Raw genomic sequence first — 18,986 nt, 5'->3', positions numbered from 1 at the left:
ACGGCAGACGAGCAAATTGAGGATGACGAAGATGGGCGCAGTAAAACACTTTCTGGGGAACTACAGCGAAAACTTCGCGGCGGCGCTGGTGCTGTGGCCGGCGCTCTCGTTCTTGCTCACGCTTCCTATTTTGGCCTATCTCTACCATCGCGACGGGCGGCTGCGCTTCGGCACGTTTGTGGGGGCCTACCTTACGGTGCTCTATGTCTGTGGTCTCGGCTGCTTCACGCTGTACCCGCTGCCCTCGGGCGACGCGGGCTTGGGCATCACCTACGGCGTCGCCCCCAACTTCAACCCGATGAACTTCGCGAATGACATTGCGAAAGACGGTTTGAAGGCGGTGTTCCAACTCGCCTTCAACGTGGCGTTCTTCATGCCGCTGGGCTTTATCGCCGGCCGTCTTCTTCGGCTGAAGTTTCTGCCTTCGGTGCTGCTGGGTATGACTGCTTCCCTGCTCATCGAGACGGCCCAGCTCACGGGCTTGTTCGGCATCTACCCGTACGCCTACCGCTGCTGTGATGTGGATGACGTGATCACCAACACGTTGGGCGCCGCTCTCGGCTGGGCGTGCGCATGGCTGCTCGGGCGAGTGGTGCCGCCGGGAAAGCTGGCGAGCGAGGAGCCGACTGATCAGCCCGGATTCGTGCGTCGCTGCGTGGCGCTGTGGATCGATTTAGTCATCGTGTGGCTGGTGGCCGTGGTGCCCTACGGCGTGGTGGCCGTGGGATTCGAGGTGGCCGGTCTTGAGCCGTTTGCCCTGCCGGGCATGACCGCCGGTCAGACAGGTGCCATCCTCATAGATGGTGTGGCCCTGATTGCTCTCGCCGTAGTAGAGGTCGTTATCCCCTGGCTTCACGACGGGTCCACTCCGGGAGGCTCGTTCGTGCGCATGACCTTCGAGACGCATCCCCGCACGACGGGCTACCGTGTGCTGTTCTACGCAGCCCGTTCGGCGACGCTGGCGCTCGCCTTTCTCTGGGTTCCGTGGATGGCGGTTATCCTGTTCGTTTTCTACCTGGTGAAACGGGAGATGCCCTACGATCTGATTCCCTAGGCGCTCTTCCAGAAATCCTGTATGAGGGCCTGGCGGTTCTCGCACTCCGTCTTCTGCAGCAGGCGGTGCACGTACACCTTCACGGTGCTCGGCGCAATGGTGAGCGCCGCTCGATTGCGTTCGCCAACGAAATCGCAGATGAGCAACAAGAAGAAGGTGAGACACGCGTCGCCGATGAGAATGGTGACCACCGACCGTGCGAGGAGGTAGCTCGCGTCGGCCGCCCCACTGCTGGTCAGCACGGCGGCAGCGATGCTGTCCTGCTGCGGCGAGTTCAACGACGCGCTGGCCACCTACATTCTGCAGAATCGCGAGGCTGTGCTCGAGCGCAACCGTGAGATCGTGTTCCGTAATATGGCCATCGCCCAGGAGTGGATCGACAGCGAGCCGCGTGTGACCTGGCAGGCGCCCAAGGGCGTGTCAGTGGCCTACATCCAGTGGGATATTCCCATGGACGACGAGGAGTTCTGCATCAAGCTGCTGAAGGAAGAGGGCGTGCTGCTCGTGCCCGGCAACCGCTTCGAGCTCCCCGGCGGCGCGCGTCTGGGCTACTGCGCGCCCGAACCGGTGCTGCGCGAGGGCCTCGCGCGTCTCGGCCGAGCCCTGCGTCAGTTCGACTAGCCACCTTTGTGCTCGCCGTGGCTGGTCGGGTCGATGCGGCCAGTGCGCGATGGTCGCCATTTCACTTCCTCCGAAACGTCTGCCTTAACCTTCGTTTCCGGAGCTGACGATTGGGGCCGCCCCTCCTATCTCGGGGCGGCCCTTTGTGCAAAATAGGGTACTTCTCGTAGTCTTTCGAGCGAAAAGCTGGGAATTATGCAGATACCACCTGGGGAAACGCTTGGGAAGAGACGGGAAGGCCCGCGAGAAATTACGAGAAGTGCCCGGTTTTGCTCATTTCAACGAAAGAGGCGGCTCTTAACATGAGAGCGCCGGGCGGTTTGCGGGGCGCTTGGCCCCTTCGCGGGCGCGAAACCCAGTGGCAACGGAAGCCGTGCCATAATGGGCGGCGACCGATTCCCGCGATGATTCGAGGTTTCCGTGAGCGATCCCAAGACCGTGCCCACCATGGGCGCCCCCGATGCGTCCGATGCCGTCTACGATGCCCGTACATTGGGTGCGCCGAAGATGACCGTCTTCGGCATCCAGCACATGTTCGCCATGTTCGGCGCCACCATCTTGGTGCCGACGCTTACCGGGCTCTCGGTTTCGGCCACGTTGCTGTTCGCGGGCTTGGGCACGCTGCTGTTCCATTTCCTTGCGAAGGGGAAAGTGCCGGCGTTCCTCGGATCGTCGTTTGCGTTCATTGCGGGGTACGCGGCCATCGCGCCCAACGGGGAAGCGCACCTTCTACCCTATGCTTGCCTGGGCGTGGCCTGCGCGGGGCTTTTGTACTTGGTGGTGTCGGCGCTGTTCAAGGCGTTCGGTCCGCAGCGCATCATGCGGTTCTTTCCGCCGGTGGTCACGGGCCCCATCGTCATCTGCATCGGGCTTATTCTGGCAAGCTCGGCCATTGCCAACTGCGAGACGAACTGGCCTATCGCGCTCGTGGCTATCATCATTATCGTCATTAGCAACATCTGGGGCCGCGGCATGATCCGCATCATTCCCATCCTTCTCGGTGTTGTGGGCTCCTATCTGGCCGCGGCCATCGGGGGCATCGTCGATTTTACGCCGGTGGTCGAGGCGCCTTGGATCGGTTTGCCGGTGCTGTGGGACAACACGGTGTTCGCACTGTTCGGCCCCAGCTTCGACGCGGGGCTTGCCATCACGGCCATCATCACCATCATGCCCTTGGCCTTCGCCACCATCATCGAGCACATCGGCGACATGTCGGCCATCAGCTCTACCTGCAATCGCAATTTCATCGCCGAGCCGGGGCTGCACCGCACGCTGCTCGGCGACGGCCTGGCCACTATCGTGGCGTCGCTGTTCGGCGCGCCGGCTAACACCACCTACGGCGAGAACACCGGCGTGCTCGCCCTCACCCGTGTCTTCGACCCGCGCGTGGTGCGCATCGCCGCTGGGTTCGCCATTTTGCTGTCGTTCTGCCCGAAGTTCGCGGCGGTCATCTCCTGCATGCCGGCGTGCGTGATCGGCGGCGTGTCGCTGGTGCTGTACGGCATGATCTCGGCGGTGGGCATCCGCAACCTCGTGGAGAACCACGTGGACTTCATGCTGAGCCGCAACGTGCTGATCACGGCGCTCATCTTGGTGCTCTCGCTCGGCATCGCCTACAGCGCCGCTGGTGCTATCACTTTCGAGGTGGGCGGCGTGACGGTGGCGCTCTCGGGCTTGGCCGTGGGTTCGGTGGTGGGCATCGTGCTGAACATCATCCTGCCGGGCAAGGCCGACTTCGACGCCTGGGATGGAGGCCTCGCCGCCGAGGCCGAAGCCGACGACGTGCCGCTGCCCCTGGAAGCGGAAGTGACCAACCTGCCCATTCGGGAGCAGAGGAGAGGATAGGGAAGATCAGGGCGGTCAATCGGCTGCCCGGTCGATCTGCTGTCCGCTCAATCGGCTGCCCGGTCGATCTGCATCCTACTTTCGGGCGAAAAATTCGAGTTGTTAGAGCTTTGCTTCACGTATTTCTGCGGAGGTTGGGGCTTCGAAGAGGTTTTCCCTGCATAGGCGTAGCGCCATGGCTGCGATTTGCGATTTTTGCGACGCTCTTTTCTGCTGCAAAGTCTAACAACTCAAAATTCTGAGCTAAAAATGTCGCTGATATTGCCTGGGAGTGTCCGAAAATCGCTTTCGCTTTTTCTTATTCGTGCGCGGGGAGCCACTTCTGAAGGACGACGGCCTCGTTCTCTTTTTCGTCGCGGGCGGCGTATATCAGGGTGACACGCGGGTATTTGGCCATTTCGGGGCTGGACAGCTTCTTCGCGAACTTTAGCGCCTCGGGGTTCGCGTCCAGCTCCGCCACATACTTTTCTTGGAAAGTGGCCCAATGGGATGGGTCGTGGCCGAAGGCCTTCCGCAATTCGGTTGAGGGCGCAAGGAACTTCGCCCATTCATCGTAGTGCACCCGGGCCTTGGTGAGGCCGCGGGGCCACAGCCGGTCGACGAGCACCCGGTACCCGTCGCTTTCTTCGTAAGGTTCGTACACGCGCTTGATGGCTATCTTCATGAGAACGCCTCCTTGGGGCATGGTAGATAATGAGCAGGACACAGTAAGCTCACCTGCGATTATCGTGCGCCATGCCCATCGTCGGCACCTGGCGCGTCTCCTGTAAGCAAAGCGCCCCTGCCTCGTTACGAAGCAGGGGCGCTTCCCGAGGGTTGATTCGACTTTGCCTGTAGTGCGCGCGAGTCGCAGGGTGCCAATCTGGCAAGTTTTCGGCGTTGTTCGACGTATTTCGCACCCCGGAGGTTCAAGTAGCTGCGAGGTCTTCCTCCAGGTATGTTTCCGACCTGGGAAAACGTAGTGCAGGCCATAATGCGTATCCCTTGCTGCGTCCCCTGATGTCGAAAACCGCCGAAAACTTGCCAGATTTGCCGATTGTTTTTGCGCGGATGCCCTGCGAACGTCTCCTGAGGCATCCGAATGAGGGTGTCTGACGCTGCGGATGTCGATTCGTGGCTGAAGGTGGCGCGAGGTGAGTGGCGGCTCGCGGTACAATGGCGTCGTTCAATGGGAAAAGGAGGAACGCCATGACCGTGCTGTTCGTGAATGCCTGCCTGCGCGGAGACGAGTCGCGCACGCTTACGCTGTGCCGCGAGTATCTGGAAGGTATCGAGGACGTGAAGGAAGTGAACCTGTCCGAGATGCGCCTCGAGCCCTACTACGGCGACTCGGCGGCCTATCGCGCCCAGTTGGAGGCCAAGGGCCTGTTCGACGACCCCATGTTCGACATTGGCAAGGACTTCGCCGAGGCGGATGAGATCGTCATCGGCGCTCCCTACTGGGATCTGTCGTTCCCGGCAGCGCTGAAGATATACATCGAGCACGCGGCCGTTATGGGCATGACCTTCCACTACACGGAGGAGGGACGCTGCGAGGGGTTGTGCCGCGCCAAGCACCTCACCTACATCACCACGGGCGGCGGTCAGGTGAGCGCCATGAACTACGGCTACGAGTACCTCTGCGGCATCGCCAGCATGTTCGGCATTCCCGAGACGCGCTTCGCCGCCGCCGAAAACTTGGACGTGGTGGGCGCCGATATCGAGGCGAACCTGAATGAGGCTCGCAAGGTGCTCAGCCGTCTGAAGGCGACGCGGTAGGGAAGAGACGCTATCGCGCGATGCGAGTGAGCAGATCCACCTTGCTGCGGACAGCGTCGACGATAGTGGCCACGCGTCGCTCGGGAATATTGGGATTCTGGGAGAGGATCGCGCCCACTTCCTCGGGGTAGCCGTCCAGCATGACCGGGTCGAACCAGTCGAAATAGCCGTCGAACAGGCGCAGCTGGTCGACCGGCTTCATGCCGTTCATTTTGAAGGGCTTGGCCATATACAGGAAATCGCCGGGCACTTCCAGGAACTCCGCGTCGGACCACAAGCACGATCCGGAGTCGAACACCGGCGCGATGCCCGTCACCTCAAGCGTCTCCACGTTGCGGATGATGCCGAAGTTGCGGTAGTGACGGTCGCGGTTGGCCAGCACGAAGTCGCCGGCGAACATCTTGGCCAGCGAGGTCATGGTGGCGTCGGCGTCAAGCCCCAGATCCTCCAGGTGCTTCACGTAGAAGCGCAGATCGGACAAGTTGTTCGGCTGTTTCACGTTGCGGATGACGTCCCAGGCGGCCACCAGTTCCTCGTCGGGCCCCAGCAGGTTCGGGCAGGCAGAGTACACCCGGCGTCCGTCCTCGAACAGCGTATAGGGAGTGAACTCGCCGGGTTCCATCAACCGACGGTGCAACGCCGTAGCGGCCACCTCGTTGTAGGGCTCCTGATTCACGAAGCCCACTCCTGACTTCAGCAGCACGCGCTCGCCGTTTACGATCTTCCACTTCTTCAGAAGGTCGCCTCCCAAGGTGCTGTTGGGGGAGGACAGGCTTACCGTGCGGTAGTCCGGCGCATCGGGGGAAGACCCCGCTAAGTCCTGGCCCAAGGTGAGAAATCCCAGGTCATCAGAGAAGTCGTTGTCGAAGAAGTTGACGGCGTCCCACGAGGCGGGATCGTCCTCGTCGTTCAGCCAGTAGCGGTCGGAAAGCGACAGCCCGAAGCTCTTCTCGGCGAGCACCAGCGTGCTTTCCAGCTGCAGGTTCTCCAGAAGACGTTTGACATGCGCACGGGAAGCAGGGATGGCGCGGTGGCGCCACCAGTAGTTCAACTCGGCCTTGGAAATGTCGCCCCGGCGATCGACGAACCCGAACGGCGCCGCCTCGGGGGCGAACACCTCGCGGATGCGCACGGCCTTGTGGTCACCCAGGTCGTAGTCGAACGACAACACGGGCGTGTTTTTGTTCATGAGCACGTAATGGGCAAGGGTCACGAGGTTCACCGCCTTTCGGAGCATGGGGCGCCGCGACTTGGGACGCGGGACGTTGGGGCTGAGGGTTCGGCGTTGAGCCCATTATACGGGAAACCGTCGACCTATGCCGACCTACGCCGCTGCGGGTTCGATGGGGCGCGACCGTCCCACGCCGCTACGGATCCAATGGGGCACGCCGTCCTACGCAGCCGCAGGCTCAATAGACCGGTAGCAGCGGCGGCGCACGATGAAATAGGAGACGAGCATGGCCACGATCATGAACGACCAGGTGACCGGATAAATCACCATAAGGGTGTCCCAGGTGCCCGAAAGCGGGAACACCCAGGTCACCAGCGCCACGCGCAGCACGCAGGAACCGAGGATGGTGATGACCGCCGGCAGGGTGGACCAGCCCATGCCCCGCATGGCGCCGGCGGGCACTTCGTAGAAGGTGGTCAGGCAGTCAGGCAGCTCCACGAACCACAGTCGCACGAGACCGAAGCTGAGGGCGGCCGCGTCTGTGGTGAACAGCCCTAGCGCCCGGGTGCCCAACGCCGTGAACGTCACGCCCAAAATAAGCGACGAGGTGAACCCGAACAGTACGCACCAGCGGAAGATGGCCCGGCAGCGGTCGGCGTTCTTCGCGGCGAAGTTCTGGCCGGTAAAGGTGACGGCGGTCTGACCGAAGGCGTTCACAAAGAAGTAGGTGTAGTACTCGAAGTTCAACGTGGCCGCCGAGCCCGCGATGGCCGCCGAGCCGAAGCCGTTAATGGTCGCCTGAACGACGGTGTTGGAAAGCGAGAACACGGCGCCCTGAATGCCGGCGGGAATGCCGATGCGCAGGATGCCGGCCAGCTCGGGGCCGCAGATGCGCAGCTCGCGCAGGTGCAGGCGGAAGGGGCCTTCCTCGCGCATAAGGAACGCCACCACGATGACGGCGCTCAGGGCAGCGGCGATGACGGTGGCGATGCCGATGCCGGCGGTGCCCCAGCCGAACAGGCGCACGAAGGCGAGGTCGAGGACGAAGTTCACCACGACGGCGGCAGCGAGGGCGTACAGCGGCCGTTTCGCATCGCCGTGGGCCCGCAGTAGCGCCGACCCGAAGTTGTAGATGGTGAGAAACGGGATGGCGCAGAAGTAAAGCCGCACATAGGTGAGCGCGTCGGCGAGGGAGTCTTCGGGCATGCCGATGGCATCTAGCACCCAGGGGGCCAGGGCGAGCCCCGCCCCGCCCAGGACCACCCCGGCGATGAGTGAGAGCGCCATGGCCGTGTGGACGCTCTTCTTGATGCTGTGGAACTCGCCGGCACCCACATGCATGGCCACCACCACGTTGGCGCCGATGGAGAGCCCCACGAACAGGTTCACGAACATAGCCGTCACCGGGTTCACGCCGCCGATGCCCGCGAGCGAGAAGCTGCTGACGAACTGTCCGGCAATGGAGGCATCCGCCGAGTTCAGCAACTGCTGGAGGATGCTGCTCAGCGCCAGGGGAATGGCGAACCGCAGAATCTTGCCCGGCAAGGGGCCGTTGAGCATATCGATGCCGTTGTCGCGCTTATCGCGTCGATTTCGCTTAGGGCGGGTGGCCGGGCTGTTTGACTTGTCGAGCTCGTCGCGCCCATCGGGCCGACGCGCGTCCCTCTCATCCGATATGTCTCGCTGCAAAGATTCCATAACGAGCGAATCATAACGCGGCCGCCACGGCCGCGCCCCACGATTATGCCATCGGCGTGCGAGACGGCTGCAATGGGATTGTGACCGTTGAGCTGCTCGTTGCGAGGAGGATGCGGTTTGGTGTTACAGAGAAATATCGAAGGGCTTTCTCCCGCTAGTTTCTCTCGTAGCGGACGGAGCGGCCTTCGCCGACCTTAGTTACGAGTCCTTTCTCAACCAATGCATTCAGAGTTCTGATAGCCTTGCTTTTCGATAGCTGCGTCTTTTCGCTTATCTGGGATCGTGTGAGAGCAGAGCCCTTGGCGAGCACGGCAAGTATGGCTTCCTCGTCGAGTGTTACGTTCTCAAGCACTGTCACGGGAAGCATCACCGTAATCGAGCTATCGCGCAGAGCGAAAGAGGGCGATACTGTTTCATGGGCGTATTCGTCCAGGATGCGCGGGATGCCCGTACCGAACCGTTCTATATGTCCCAGTCGAAAGAAAACGTTCGCAAGGATTGGGTTGCGAGCCACTGAAGGGCCTCCTGCGAGGTAGAGCTCCTCTGTGATTCCGGCAGGCAGTCCTCCTGGCGAGGTTATTTCAATGCGATCGGCAAACATGCCCACTTTTATGTTGGCGCGAACGTCCCAGCAACGGTGGACAAGCGCATTGGCGATAGCCTCCCGAAAAGCCTCCCGCGGTACGAGCGTCTTCGCTATGCGCTCGAATCCGACGATTTCTTCGTAGGCGTAGTAGGTGTCGAACACTTCTAGCGTGCGTTGCATCTGCTCAAGAACCGACATGTGCTCGAACGTGTGCCGGGCGTTGATGATGTTGATGCTCTCGCCGAAGCGCGCAATATCAATGCCAGGGAAATGATTGCTATCGGCGAGAAGGGCGGCCGCGTTGCAGTATTCGCCGGAAGGTGTCATAAGCTCAAGCGAAATAAGGGAATTTTGATCGAGGGGTTTGAGCCCCAGTTTGGAGGCGAGCTCCTTCTCGAGATGGCCAAATGCGAGGTCCTGCTCTTTTGCGACGAGGGCGTCGAAGCTGACATGCTCACCCGTCAAGACGAGCCTGCCGTACTCAAGGCGGCTCACTTCGACGGTTGAGGTGTCGGCTCTACGATAGGCGCGTCCAGAGAAAAGATAGGGTTTGTCGGGGCCTTCATGCACCGTTAGTGTGACTGTTCTTGTGTCCTCTTCGATGGACAGCTCGAAACGAGGCACTGGATCGATCGAGTCGTTAATCGCATGTTCGACGCGAAGGCAGGTGTCTTGCGGATCGGTCAATCCGACGGGCGTGCCGTCGTCTGCGATGCCGAAAATGATCTTCCCCGTGCCGTAGTTGGCATAGGCGCTGACGGTCTTCAGGTAGCTTTTCGACAGCTGCTGCTTAAACTCGAGAGTGGTTGTTTCGCGCATAGTGTCCGCCTTTTCGTCGCATCGTTGCAGACATTATGCAACGAAAACAATTTTCGTTTCAAGTGATTGCAACGAAAACAGGCAATTTGTGCCTATCGTCGCAGGGCGCGGGGCGTTTCGATGTCGTGATAAAAGGCGCCAGTCTTCCTCCTATAATCCGAAATGTCGTAAGAAACTGGGAGTTTATTGCGACATTTTCAAAAGAGTTACGCGCCACCTGCCTGAGTAACTTATCAGTTTTATGTCTAGCGCATTCAGTTAGCGCTTAGCTCGTAAGGCCATTCTCTTTGCCGCAAGTCTCCATGCACTCAAGAACGATGGCTGCACCTTCACGCACCCAATCGCTGGCGTTAGCTGAATACGTGAGTGAGGTGGGCATGCCGAAAGGCTTTCCGTCCAGTTCTTCGAAGAGCGCCACGTCGGCGCGGTCGGCGAACCAGTGGCGATTTTCCGATAGCCCGCAGATGTGGAGGCTATCGCCGTAGGTGGCGAAGGCCAGGCCGCTCATGCCGTTGATGGGCTGAAGGCTGAAGCGCAGATTCAGATTGTCGCCTAACATGCGCTCGTAAAGATAGCGGATGCGGTCGTAATTGTGGGCATCGTTGATGATGATGGATGCGCCGCGAAGGTCATTGCGCGAAAGCGCGGACTTGCTTGCCAGGGGATTCGACGCCATCATGCTGATACTCATGCGGAAGGCCAAACACGTTTTTGTTACCAGATCGAGAGCGCTCGCCTCCTTTACGAGTGAGGCAAAAGGCGTGTAGTCGTAATCGAGCACGATGTCGGCCGTGCCATTGGCGATGGGCTGGAAGATGGGATCTCGGTAATCGTGATCGACGAAAGCAAAGGGCATGGGCAGCCGCTCTTTAAGTTTGGTCGCAAAAAGAGGAGTTGGATATTGAACAGCGATGCGAAGAGTGGCGTCAGGATCGCCCATCTCTCGGCACCGTGCCAGTGTCTCGTCGAGTCCATCCAGCAGTGTTCGGGCTCCGTCGAGAAAAACGGCCCCTTTATCGGTGAGTCGGTTGCCCGCTTTCCGGTCGATGAGCGAAAAGCCCACGTCGCTCTCGAGCGCAGCAATATGGGTGCTTAGCGTTGATTGGGCGATGAACAGCTCTTTGGCGGCATCGGTGAAGCTTAAGTAGCGAGAGAAAACGACGAACTCTCGCAAGTACTCTGTTCTCATAGCGAACCTCCTCCCTTGCTTTTTTGCATTATCGCATGTTGCGCAAAGCAAGAGCACGACGTCCGAGACGGCGATATCGGATTTCACGAAAAGCCATCATGAAACGTGATAGCGGATCGCGCATTTGCATTTAGCTATCGGCCTGGCGCCAGCGCACTATGGAGTCGTGCCGAAGGGCAACTAATGTAAGGAAAGGGGACAATCATGAATCTGAACGAAGGGCTCAATCGTCGCAGCTTTTTGAAGGGCGCGGCTCTCATGGGTGGAGCCGCCGCTTTTGCCGGCATGGTTGGTTGCGCGCCCCAAACGTCCGCTTCTCAGGAACTGAGCTCCACGAGCGATTCGGCGTGGGACAAAGAAGTGGACGTTGTGATCGCCGGCGCCGGCGGCGGTGGCCTGGCTGCGGCTGTTGAGGTCTCTGCGGCGGGCAAGGAAGTTGTCGTGTGCGAAGTGATGAGCAGCGCCACCATGTCCAATTCAGCCCTGTGCGCCGGTATGATTCAGGGTGCTTGCACGAAGCTGCAGAAAGAGGCCGGCATCGATGATTCGGTCGAGGAGTTCGACAAGTACCTGACGGCTGTGGCCGAGGGCTTCGAGAATCCCGAGCTGCGCCGTCTGTACGCCGAGAAGTCCGGCGAGACCATCGATTGGCTAGCCGAGCAGGGCGCGGCTCTTTCCACTGAGCGCCTGTCGACCCAGGGTACCATGGTGGACTACTATACCGATGTGACGCCCGCTGTGGCCCGCATGCACCAGAACGCCGATGGCATCGGCGCTGGTTTCACCGAGCCGCTGCGCAAAAAGGCTGAGGAGCAAGGTGCGGAATTCATGTTCGATACCCAGGTCACGCGTTTGCTGACCAACGCTGACGGCGAGGTGGAGGGCGTTATCGTCGCAGATGGCGGCAAGGAGCAGCGCATCAAGGCGCGTCTGGGCGTCATCTTGAACACGGGCGGTTTCTCCCGCAACGCCGACATGGTGCGTAGCTTCATGTCGCCGGCCATGCCGGGCATGTTTAACGACCGCCCCGTCATGGGCTCCTATGGCTCGCCGTGGCAGCAGGGCGACGGCATTATGATGGCCTGCGCGCTCGGTGCCAAGCTGGTGAATCCTTGGTGCGCCTACAATGTGGCCCCTGGTCTGGAGCGCAAGGTTGAGGATAATTCCGCAGGCTACATTTCCATGCCGGGTATATTTGTTTCTACTGACGGCCAGCGCCACGTTCTGGAGAGCGGTCGTCCCACCGAGAACGTGGTGGGCGATGTTTGGAAGCAGCCGAACGGTTATGTGTGGAACATCTGGGATCAGGGTCTCGCGGACGCGACGGCTGATTTCGGCGGCCCTGTCATGTACTGCAGCGATGGATTCGAGGAAGAGCTTTCCGGCGGCTATATCGTCAAGGCCGACACTGTGGAAGAGTTAGCGGCGGCTCTTGATTTGGATGCGGACACGCTTAAGAAGACTATCGACGACTTCAATGAAGGTGCGGCCGCCGGTGCCGATGCCTTGGGTCGCCAGGGCGCAATGCCCCTGATGCAGCCGCCTTTCTTCGCAGGTCGCGTCATCGCCGTTTCGCCCGATACAGCTGGCGGTGTTGACGTGAACACCAACACCCAGGTGCTCAACGTGTTCGGCGAGGTTATCCCGCGCTTGTACGCGGTGGGCAACATGGTCGGCGGTTTCAAGGGGAAGGTGAACGCCGGCTGCGGCCAGGCGCTCGGCTGGACATACACTTCGGGTCGCATCGCCGGCCAGCACGTGGTGACGCTGGAGCCACTTGCGTAACTATTTCGATGTCGCCTGCCGAGTCCTCCCCTCCCGCTCGGCGGCGCGACCCAATGAGGCGAGGGCGGCCCGGCTGTCGGGCGCCCTCGCCGGTATGGCTAAGGCAGGAGTGGGCGGATTGTCGGAACGCAAGCGAAAGACAGGGGAGTGTCATGATGGAGAATTCGACGAATGAACGGCAGGATAACCGCGAAATGGATCGACGCACCGTGGTGCTGAAGGGAGCCGCAGTTGCCGCTGGTGCTTTGTGCGGCGCGAGCGCCTTGGGCCTTGCGGGCTGTTCGACGCCAATGGCCGATACGGGGGAGCAAACTTCCATGGATGAACTGATGAAAAAGATGCAGGAGCTCGAGGATCGGCTCTGGGTTGCTGAGGCCAAGGAAGAGATTCGCTACAAGTTGTGCATGTACGCTCGTGGCGACGATCGGCAGGATGCCGCCATCGGCAAGCCTGTCTATGCCGAGGACAGCTACGTTGATTTCGGCACGAGCCCGGAATTCGGCGAAGTGTTCAAGGGCTCGGGCCAGGAGTGGGCCGAATATTGCGCGAACACGATCGATAAGGGCATTACGGCTAATGGCGGTTACTACGCGCACCAGATGTACAACATCGCTATTACCGTGAATGGCACGAAGGCCGGTTCCGAGACCTACGCGAACGCACCGGTGATGAGTCCCAACGAGGACGGCACTTGGCACGTGCTCCAGACGGTGGCCCGCTACTGCGACAAATGGGAGTATCGCGATGGGGAATGGGTCATCGTCGAGCGTATCGTCACTAACGATTTCGGTTGGCACCTGACGTCGGAGAAGCTGCAAATTCCCTACGGCTGCGCCTTCGACGAGACCGATCCGTCCTACGGCGCTCTCGCCTACGGTGCTTAAAAAGTCGTAGCGCGCATACTGTTTGGGATGTTAAGCTTTAGCGAGCTGGCATCGATGGAAGGCCCGTCCTCATGCGGGCCTTCCATCGTATTGGATTGCTGCGGAGGAAGGCTCGTCGGGCTGCGATGGCCGATCGGAGCCGCACGACGCGAGGATGGGCTATGGACATTCAGCAGATCAAGTACTTTTCTCGGGTTTATGAGATGCGCAGTTTCACGCAGGCGGCCGACTCGCTGTTCATTTCGCGGCAGGCATTGCGCAAGTCGGTGGCGCGGCTCGCCCAGGAAATGGGGGAGCCGCTATTTGAGAACCGGGGCAACGTGCTCTTCCCCACGGCGGCGGCCGATCTGCTGTTCAGCGCCTCGCGTCCGGTGTTGAGTGCGTTCGCGCAAATGGAGGCCGAGTTGAACCTCGGCAAGCTAAAGAGCCAAGGGATCGTGCGTTTTGGGCAATCGGTGGAGGCAAGCGACGTTATGACCTCGGGCGAGATGAGACAGGTCATCGACTTCTCCTCGACAAGCGAGCTCGTGACTAAGGGAATGCGCTTCACCGAAGCAAACTGCGTGGAGCTGCGCCAACAAATCCTTGAGGGCGATCTTGATTATGCGAGTCTTATCGCCACAGTGGTGAACGAGTCCCTCTTTGATTACGACACGGCCATTGGGGGACGCATCCACATCGCCGTCCGTACTGATGATCCCCTTGCTGAGAAAAGCTTCATACGTCTCGAGGATTTGGAAGGACGCCCCTTCACCTCTCAAGGAGCTGGATTCGATGTGCATGATCGCCTGGTGGAGGCGACCGAAGAGCGCGGTGTCAAGCTTAACATTGTGTGCACGCGTTCGGGTTTGCACAATCGGCTCGAAATGGTGCAAACCGGGGTGACGCTCACCTACGCCTACCGCGATCTGAAGTTTCCCCGTGTTGCTCCGGACGTGGTGTGCATTCCTCTTGAAGAGGCTCCCATGAAATGGTTCTACTGCACCATTGCGAAGAAGGGGCTCGGCGACCCCTATCTGCTGCGGTTTTTCAGCGGCAAAGAAGATTTCGTCCTCTGGAAGGACTGACGGCGGTTCGTCTCCATATCTAAGCGAGCTCCTTCGTAAACCAAAAGCTTCCGGCGAACAACTTAAAGATTCTCCCCTCAAGCCTCGCGCGATTTCAGAATGAGGCCAGAAGATGCCCGTCAATAACGCGACGGGTACACGAGACGAGGAAAGGGGATATCTTGGAGCCTGTTCAGAACACGACGGGAGCTCTAACGCGAAGAGGGTTCCTCAAGACCACGGCCGCGGCCGCGCTCGTTGCGGGCGGCGTTTCGGCTGCGGGGTTCGCGGCCCTTACGCCCAAGACGGCTTCGGCCCAAAGCGACGAGAAGATCTGCACGACCTACTGCAACGCCTGCATGGGTTGTCCGCTGGAGGCCGTGGTGCGCGACGGCAACGTGGTGCTCACGCGCGCCAAGGAGATCGAGGGCGCGCCCATCGACCAGAAGCGCATGTGCGCCCGCGGCGCCTCCATCCCCACGCTCATCGTGCAGGAGAAGCGCATCCAGTACCCCATGAAGCGCGCCGAGGGCACCGAGCGTGGCGCCGGTCAGTGGGAGCGCATCAGCTGGGACGAGGCCATCGACACCATCTGTACGAAGATCAAGGAGTACCAGGCAGAATTTGGCTCGGGCAGCGTGTGCTCCTTCACCTACGGCACTACCGAGCCTCGCAACATGTACAATCTCAACCGTTTGGAGAACGTGGCCCAGTTCTCGCACCAGAACCGCACCACCGACTTCGCGCTCACGCAGGGTACCATGTACACGGCGGGCGGCTTCTACTATCAGGGCGGCGTCGACATGGATCTCGTCTCCCAAATGAGCACCTTTGTCGTGTGGGGCCATAACCCCATCGTGTCCTGGCCTAACGCCTGGCACTACATCGCCGACGCGATTGAGAATAACGATTGCAAGCTCATCGTCGTCGACCCCAACAAGAACACCATCGGACAGAAGGCCGACTTGTTCGTGTCGCTGCAGCCCGGCACCGATGCCGCGCTCGCTCTCGGTTTGGCGAAGATCATCGAGGAAGAGGGCAAGACGGATGATGCCTTCATGCAGCAGAAGTCCTGCGCCCCGTTCCTCGTGAAGGAGTCCGACGGCCGCTTCCTGCGCAAGAGCGACTTGGAAGAGGGCGTGGCGGCCGATGCCGACGACTTTGCCGTGTGGGACGAGGCCACGAATGCCATGGGCTACGCCTCCACGGCGCAGAACCCCGTGCTGCGCAAGAAGGGCATCGAGGTCGCCGGCCAGCGCTGCAATACGGCCTACAGTCTGCTCATCGACCGCATCAGCGAGTATCCCATCGAGATGGTGTCCGAGGCGACCACCGTTCCCGAGGAAACCATTCGCACCTTCGCCGACCTACTTTGCCGTCCTGGCATGGCCGACATCTTCCAAGGCTATGGCATCGACCATTACGGGCACGGTTTCAATACCATTGCGGCAGTGAGTGTTTTGCGTATTATGCGCGGTATGGTGCCTGAGCCCCGTATGAGTTACCCGCTTAATTCCAGCGGCTTCGATGAGACGGAAACCGAGCATCCCGCTATCGTCCAGTCGCTGGGTACCTTTATGTTCAACGACCTGCTCGACACGGGAAAATACACATTCCCGGGCGTGACCGCGCACATGGGCGAGCAGGTGATGGAGCTTCCCGATGTCACGGTAGAGCAACCGCTCAAGATGCTCATCTCTTTCGGTGCGAACATCGTGAACTCAGCTCCCGACCGTAACAAGACCATCGAGGCGTACAAGAAGTTCGATTTCCTTGTGACTGCCAACATCGAGTGGTGCGATACGGCCGACATTTCCGATATCGTGCTGCCGGCGGCCACCATTCAGGAAGTGGGCGGCCCCATTGGCATGAACGGCTGTCTGGTTTGGGCCGATAAGGCCGTCGAGCCGAAGTTCGAGGCCAAGTCCGACTACGACATGGCGAACCTCATCGGCCGTGGGCTCGGCTTGGACGAGTGGTTCCAAGAGGAGTTCGACGAGGGCATGAAGCACGTGGTGAACACGGCCATGAGCGCCGCCATGGGCATCGATGCCGACAAGCTGAAGGAAGCCGGCGTGATGTACGTGGGCGCCGTTCCCATGCCGGCCTACATGACCATGACGGGCAAGCTGCAGTTCTATCAGGAGAACCCTGGCCCCATCGAGAACTACGGCCAGCCCATGGATCCCGCGAGCATCGCGCTGCCCCATTGGGAGCCGCCCATGGAGGCGTGGCCCGTCACAGCCGGTGGCTTCGATGCCAACCCCCTGGCCGAGAAGTACCCGCTCATCGTGACCGCCGGCACCCGTCGCTTCCGCGTGCACTCCTACTACGGCCAGAACCCGCTGCTGCGCGAGATGGAGATCAACGAGCCCTGTGTGCGCATCAATCCCGTGGATGCCGAGGCCCGCGGCATCGAGGACGGCAGCTACGTGCGCCTGTTCAACGACCGCGGCCATGCGGTGGCCAAGGCCACCTTCAGCGCCGGTATTCGCCCGGGCTGTCTGGATATCGACCGCGGCTGGCAGCGCTCCCAGTACCTAAGCGGCTGCAATAACGACCTGACGAGCAAGCAGATTGTGGACTGGACCTGCCCCACCTACGCCTACCACGATTGCCTCGTGGAAATTGAGCCGTGGGACGGCGTGGTGGCGGAGTCTCAGGAATAAGAGGAGGAGGAACCCATGAGATACGGAATGGTCATCGATCTTAAGCGCTGCTCTGGCTGCAAGACCTGCTCGGTCGTGTGCAAAGTGGCCAACAACATCCCCAACGACATTATCTGGAACCGCGTGCTCACCGAGGGCGGCAACGCGCCTGACACGGCTGGTGGCACCTGGGACAATCCCGAGATGCAGCACTGGCCCGTGGCCTGCCAGCACTGCGAGAACCCTGCCTGTACCAAGGTGTGCCCGGTGGGCGCCACGTGGAAGGACGAGCAGACGGGCATTGTGCGCCAGGACTACGACAAGTGCATCGGCTGCCGCATGTGCCTGGCCGCCTGCCCCTACACGGGTGTCCGCTCGTTCAACTGGGAGGAGCCGGCCTACTACGCCGACTTCGCCCTGGGCGACGCCGATGCTGCCAAGCACGAGAAGCACACGGTGGAGAAGTGTATCTTCTGCACCCAGCGCGTGGCCCGCGGCGAGCAGCCGGCCTGCGTGGCCGACTGCATCGGCCGCGCCCGCCACTTCGGCGACCTGGACGACCCGAACTCCGAAGTGTCCAAGCTTTTGGCCAGTCGTGAGTACACGCAGCTGCACGCCGAATTCGGCACCAAGCCCTCTGTCTATTATCTCGTCTAGGAAGGGAGATACGCTATGAACGATGCGAAAGGAAGCGCCGCGTCTCATCGCGGACTGACCGTGGGGATCATCGCTTGCGCGGTGGTGGCTGTCATCGGCGTTGCCCTGTGGATGGTGCAGCTGTCCGGTGGCATGATTCAGACCGGCATGCGCAACCTCGATTCCTGGGGCTTCTACATCACCCTGTTCATGTTCTTCGTGGGCCTGTCCGCCGGCGGCCTCATCATCAGCTCCATCCCCAACGCCTTCGGTATGAAGGGCTTCGGGGACATCTCGCGGGTGGCCATTTGGACGAGCATCTGCTGTACCTGCGTGGCCATCGGCTTTGTGGTGGTTGACTTGGGCGGTCCCTTGCGCCTGTGGGAGCTGTTCGTTTATTCCAACCTTTCATCGCCGCTCATGTGGGATATCATCGTGCTTTCCACCTACCTCATTCTCTCCATCGTGTACCTGTGGGCCTACCGGCGCGAGGATGAGGGGAAGATGTCGCACACCGCCATCCGCGTCATCTCCATCATTGCTCTGGTGGTGGCGGTGGGCGTGCACACGGTGACGGCTTGGATTTTCTCGCTGTCGGCGGCCCACGAGTTCTGGCACACCGCCCTTATGGGCCCGTGGTTCGTGGCCTCTGCGCTGGATTGCGGTACGGCGCTCGTGCTCGTCGTCGTCATCGCCCTGCAGAAGGCCGGGCGGCTTTCCATCGAGCGCTCCTCCATGGTGAACCTTGCGAAGATGCTCGCGGTGTTCACTTGCGTTGATCTGTACTTCTTCGCCTGCGATCTGCTGACGAGCGGCTTTCCCGGCGGCGAGGGCGCCGATGTGGTGGCCATGCTCGTGACCGGGCCTCTGGCGCCGTTCTTCTGGACGCAGATCGCCTGCATGGTGCTGGCCTGCGTCATCCTGTTCGTGCCTCGTCTGCGTACCAAGGGCGGCGTGGTTGTAGCCTCGGCGCTCGTGATCGCCGGCGTGTTCTGCAAGCGCTGCCAGATTCTCATGGGCGGCTTCCAGATTCCCAACATCGAGTTCGCCGACGTGGCCAACCAGATGACCATCACCCACTGGGACTCTGGCATGTCGCTTCTCGGCTACCAGGGCCTCGTGTACTGGCCGACGCCCCTGGAGTTCGGCGTGGCGGCCGGTGTCGTGGCCCTCGGCGGCTTCCTGCTGCTACTGGGTCTGAAGTACCTCCCCCTGCACCTTAAGGAGAAGACCGCCTAATCGGCTG

General features: G+C 60.7%; 16 protein-coding genes. 10 read left to right on the top strand and 6 right to left on the bottom strand.

Translation table 11 applies throughout. The features are described 5' to 3' along the window. The first annotated feature begins 31 nt into the window (after positions 1-31). Positions 32-1,054 (top strand): VanZ family protein, encoded by a 1,023-nt coding sequence (locus tag ACYVRU_RS03130; RefSeq protein WP_114548544.1) that lies wholly within the window; start codon positions 32-34, stop codon positions 1,052-1,054. On the opposite strand, the gene ACYVRU_RS03125 is transcribed toward ACYVRU_RS03130, so the two are convergent. After that, positions 1,051-1,296, bottom strand: a complete 246-nt coding sequence (locus ACYVRU_RS03125) for a helix-turn-helix domain-containing protein (protein ID WP_147270635.1) — start codon at positions 1,294-1,296, stop codon at positions 1,051-1,053. The two genes, ACYVRU_RS03130 and ACYVRU_RS03125, sit on opposite strands and share 4 nt — an antisense overlap. A gap of 10 nt (positions 1,297-1,306) precedes the next feature. Here ACYVRU_RS03125 and ACYVRU_RS03120 point away from each other — a divergent pair, with 10 nt between their 5' ends. Together ACYVRU_RS03120 and ACYVRU_RS03115 are read left to right on the top strand one after the other, a co-directional pair. Beyond that, positions 1,307-1,675, top strand: a complete 369-nt coding sequence (locus tag ACYVRU_RS03120; RefSeq protein WP_206604136.1) for a PLP-dependent aminotransferase family protein — start codon at positions 1,307-1,309, stop codon at positions 1,673-1,675. A gap of 447 nt (positions 1,676-2,122) precedes the next feature. Then, positions 2,123-3,520 (top strand): uracil-xanthine permease family protein, encoded by a 1,398-nt coding sequence (locus ACYVRU_RS03115; protein ID WP_264468692.1) that lies wholly within the window; start codon positions 2,123-2,125, stop codon positions 3,518-3,520. 298 nt (positions 3,521-3,818) lie between these two features. On the opposite strand, the gene ACYVRU_RS03110 is transcribed toward ACYVRU_RS03115, so the two are convergent. After that, positions 3,819-4,184 carry a DUF488 domain-containing protein gene (locus tag ACYVRU_RS03110; protein ID WP_114548547.1) on the bottom strand — a complete coding sequence of 122 codons (366 nt, stop codon included), beginning with the start codon at positions 4,182-4,184 and terminating at the stop codon, positions 3,819-3,821. Positions 4,185-4,708: 524 nt separating this feature from the next. On the opposite strand from ACYVRU_RS03110, the gene ACYVRU_RS03105 reads away from it, so the two are divergent. Next, complete coding sequence (locus ACYVRU_RS03105; RefSeq protein ID WP_114548548.1) at positions 4,709-5,278, top strand: NAD(P)H-dependent oxidoreductase; 570 nt, start codon at positions 4,709-4,711, stop codon at positions 5,276-5,278. Between the two features lie 10 nt (positions 5,279-5,288). On the opposite strand, the gene ACYVRU_RS03100 is transcribed toward ACYVRU_RS03105, so the two are convergent. The 4 genes from ACYVRU_RS03100 to ACYVRU_RS03085 form a co-directional block, all read right to left on the bottom strand. Beyond that, positions 5,289-6,491 (bottom strand): excisionase, encoded by a 1,203-nt coding sequence (locus tag ACYVRU_RS03100; RefSeq protein ID WP_157012466.1) that lies wholly within the window; start codon positions 6,489-6,491, stop codon positions 5,289-5,291. A 180-nt stretch (positions 6,492-6,671) separates the two neighbouring features. Beyond that, positions 6,672-8,147, bottom strand: a complete 1,476-nt coding sequence (locus ACYVRU_RS03095; RefSeq protein ID WP_231699531.1) for an MATE family efflux transporter — start codon at positions 8,145-8,147, stop codon at positions 6,672-6,674. 154 nt (positions 8,148-8,301) lie between these two features. After that, positions 8,302-9,552 (bottom strand): ATP-binding protein, encoded by a 1,251-nt coding sequence (locus tag ACYVRU_RS03090; RefSeq protein WP_157012467.1) that lies wholly within the window; start codon positions 9,550-9,552, stop codon positions 8,302-8,304. A 265-nt stretch (positions 9,553-9,817) separates the two neighbouring features. Continuing rightward, positions 9,818-10,741, bottom strand: a complete 924-nt coding sequence (locus tag ACYVRU_RS03085; protein ID WP_461185709.1) for a LysR family transcriptional regulator — start codon at positions 10,739-10,741, stop codon at positions 9,818-9,820. Positions 10,742-10,945: 204 nt separating this feature from the next. On the opposite strand from ACYVRU_RS03085, the gene ACYVRU_RS03080 reads away from it, so the two are divergent. From ACYVRU_RS03080 to nrfD, 6 genes are all read left to right on the top strand, one after another. Further along, complete coding sequence (locus tag ACYVRU_RS03080) at positions 10,946-12,526, top strand: FAD-dependent oxidoreductase (protein ID WP_461185708.1); 1,581 nt, start codon at positions 10,946-10,948, stop codon at positions 12,524-12,526. A 194-nt stretch (positions 12,527-12,720) separates the two neighbouring features. Beyond that, the gene (locus tag ACYVRU_RS03075) at positions 12,721-13,410 is read left to right on the top strand and encodes a nuclear transport factor 2 family protein (RefSeq protein WP_016309903.1); all 690 of its coding nucleotides are present in this window, start codon (positions 12,721-12,723) and stop codon (positions 13,408-13,410) included. Between the two features lie 161 nt (positions 13,411-13,571). Continuing rightward, positions 13,572-14,477 (top strand): LysR family transcriptional regulator, encoded by a 906-nt coding sequence (locus tag ACYVRU_RS03070; protein ID WP_461185707.1) that lies wholly within the window; start codon positions 13,572-13,574, stop codon positions 14,475-14,477. A gap of 161 nt (positions 14,478-14,638) precedes the next feature. Further along, entirely contained in the window at positions 14,639-17,125 is a 2,487-nt protein-coding gene (locus ACYVRU_RS03065) for a molybdopterin-containing oxidoreductase family protein (RefSeq protein ID WP_461185706.1), read from the top strand. Positions 17,126-17,140: 15 nt separating this feature from the next. Continuing rightward, on the top strand, positions 17,141-17,761 hold the full coding sequence (locus ACYVRU_RS03060; RefSeq protein ID WP_114548557.1) for a 4Fe-4S dicluster domain-containing protein: 621 nt from the start codon (positions 17,141-17,143) through the stop codon (positions 17,759-17,761). A gap of 15 nt (positions 17,762-17,776) precedes the next feature. After that, positions 17,777-18,979 carry an NrfD/PsrC family molybdoenzyme membrane anchor subunit gene (gene nrfD / locus ACYVRU_RS03055; protein WP_418133379.1) on the top strand — a complete coding sequence of 401 codons (1,203 nt, stop codon included), beginning with the start codon at positions 17,777-17,779 and terminating at the stop codon, positions 18,977-18,979. Positions 18,980-18,986 lie beyond the last annotated feature (7 nt).

The organism is Adlercreutzia sp. CNCM I-6216 (assembly GCF_977113345.1).
This window is presented reverse-complemented; position numbering and strand designations above follow the sequence as displayed.

Excerpts from the sequence above, each read along its gene's own strand:
- ACYVRU_RS03130 (WP_114548544.1), top strand. The coding sequence starts at position 32 with ATGGGCGCAGTAAAACACTTTCTGGGGAACTACAGCGAAAACTTCGCG.
- ACYVRU_RS03120 (WP_206604136.1), top strand. The coding sequence starts at position 1,307 with ATGCTGTCCTGCTGCGGCGAGTTCAACGACGCGCTGGCCACCTACATT.
- ACYVRU_RS03115 (WP_264468692.1), top strand. The coding sequence starts at position 2,123 with ATGGGCGCCCCCGATGCGTCCGATGCCGTCTACGATGCCCGTACATTG.
- ACYVRU_RS03110 (WP_114548547.1), bottom strand. The coding sequence starts at position 4,184 with ATGAAGATAGCCATCAAGCGCGTGTACGAACCTTACGAAGAAAGCGAC.
- ACYVRU_RS03105 (WP_114548548.1), top strand. The coding sequence starts at position 4,709 with ATGACCGTGCTGTTCGTGAATGCCTGCCTGCGCGGAGACGAGTCGCGC.
- ACYVRU_RS03095 (WP_231699531.1), bottom strand. The coding sequence starts at position 8,147 with ATGGAATCTTTGCAGCGAGACATATCGGATGAGAGGGACGCGCGTCGG.
- ACYVRU_RS03090 (WP_157012467.1), bottom strand. The coding sequence starts at position 9,552 with ATGCGCGAAACAACCACTCTCGAGTTTAAGCAGCAGCTGTCGAAAAGC.
- ACYVRU_RS03085 (WP_461185709.1), bottom strand. The coding sequence starts at position 10,741 with ATGAGAACAGAGTACTTGCGAGAGTTCGTCGTTTTCTCTCGCTACTTA.
- ACYVRU_RS03080 (WP_461185708.1), top strand. The coding sequence starts at position 10,946 with ATGAATCTGAACGAAGGGCTCAATCGTCGCAGCTTTTTGAAGGGCGCG.
- ACYVRU_RS03075 (WP_016309903.1), top strand. The coding sequence starts at position 12,721 with ATGGATCGACGCACCGTGGTGCTGAAGGGAGCCGCAGTTGCCGCTGGT.
- ACYVRU_RS03070 (WP_461185707.1), top strand. The coding sequence starts at position 13,572 with ATGGACATTCAGCAGATCAAGTACTTTTCTCGGGTTTATGAGATGCGC.
- ACYVRU_RS03060 (WP_114548557.1), top strand. The coding sequence starts at position 17,141 with ATGAGATACGGAATGGTCATCGATCTTAAGCGCTGCTCTGGCTGCAAG.
- nrfD (WP_418133379.1), top strand. The coding sequence starts at position 17,777 with ATGAACGATGCGAAAGGAAGCGCCGCGTCTCATCGCGGACTGACCGTG.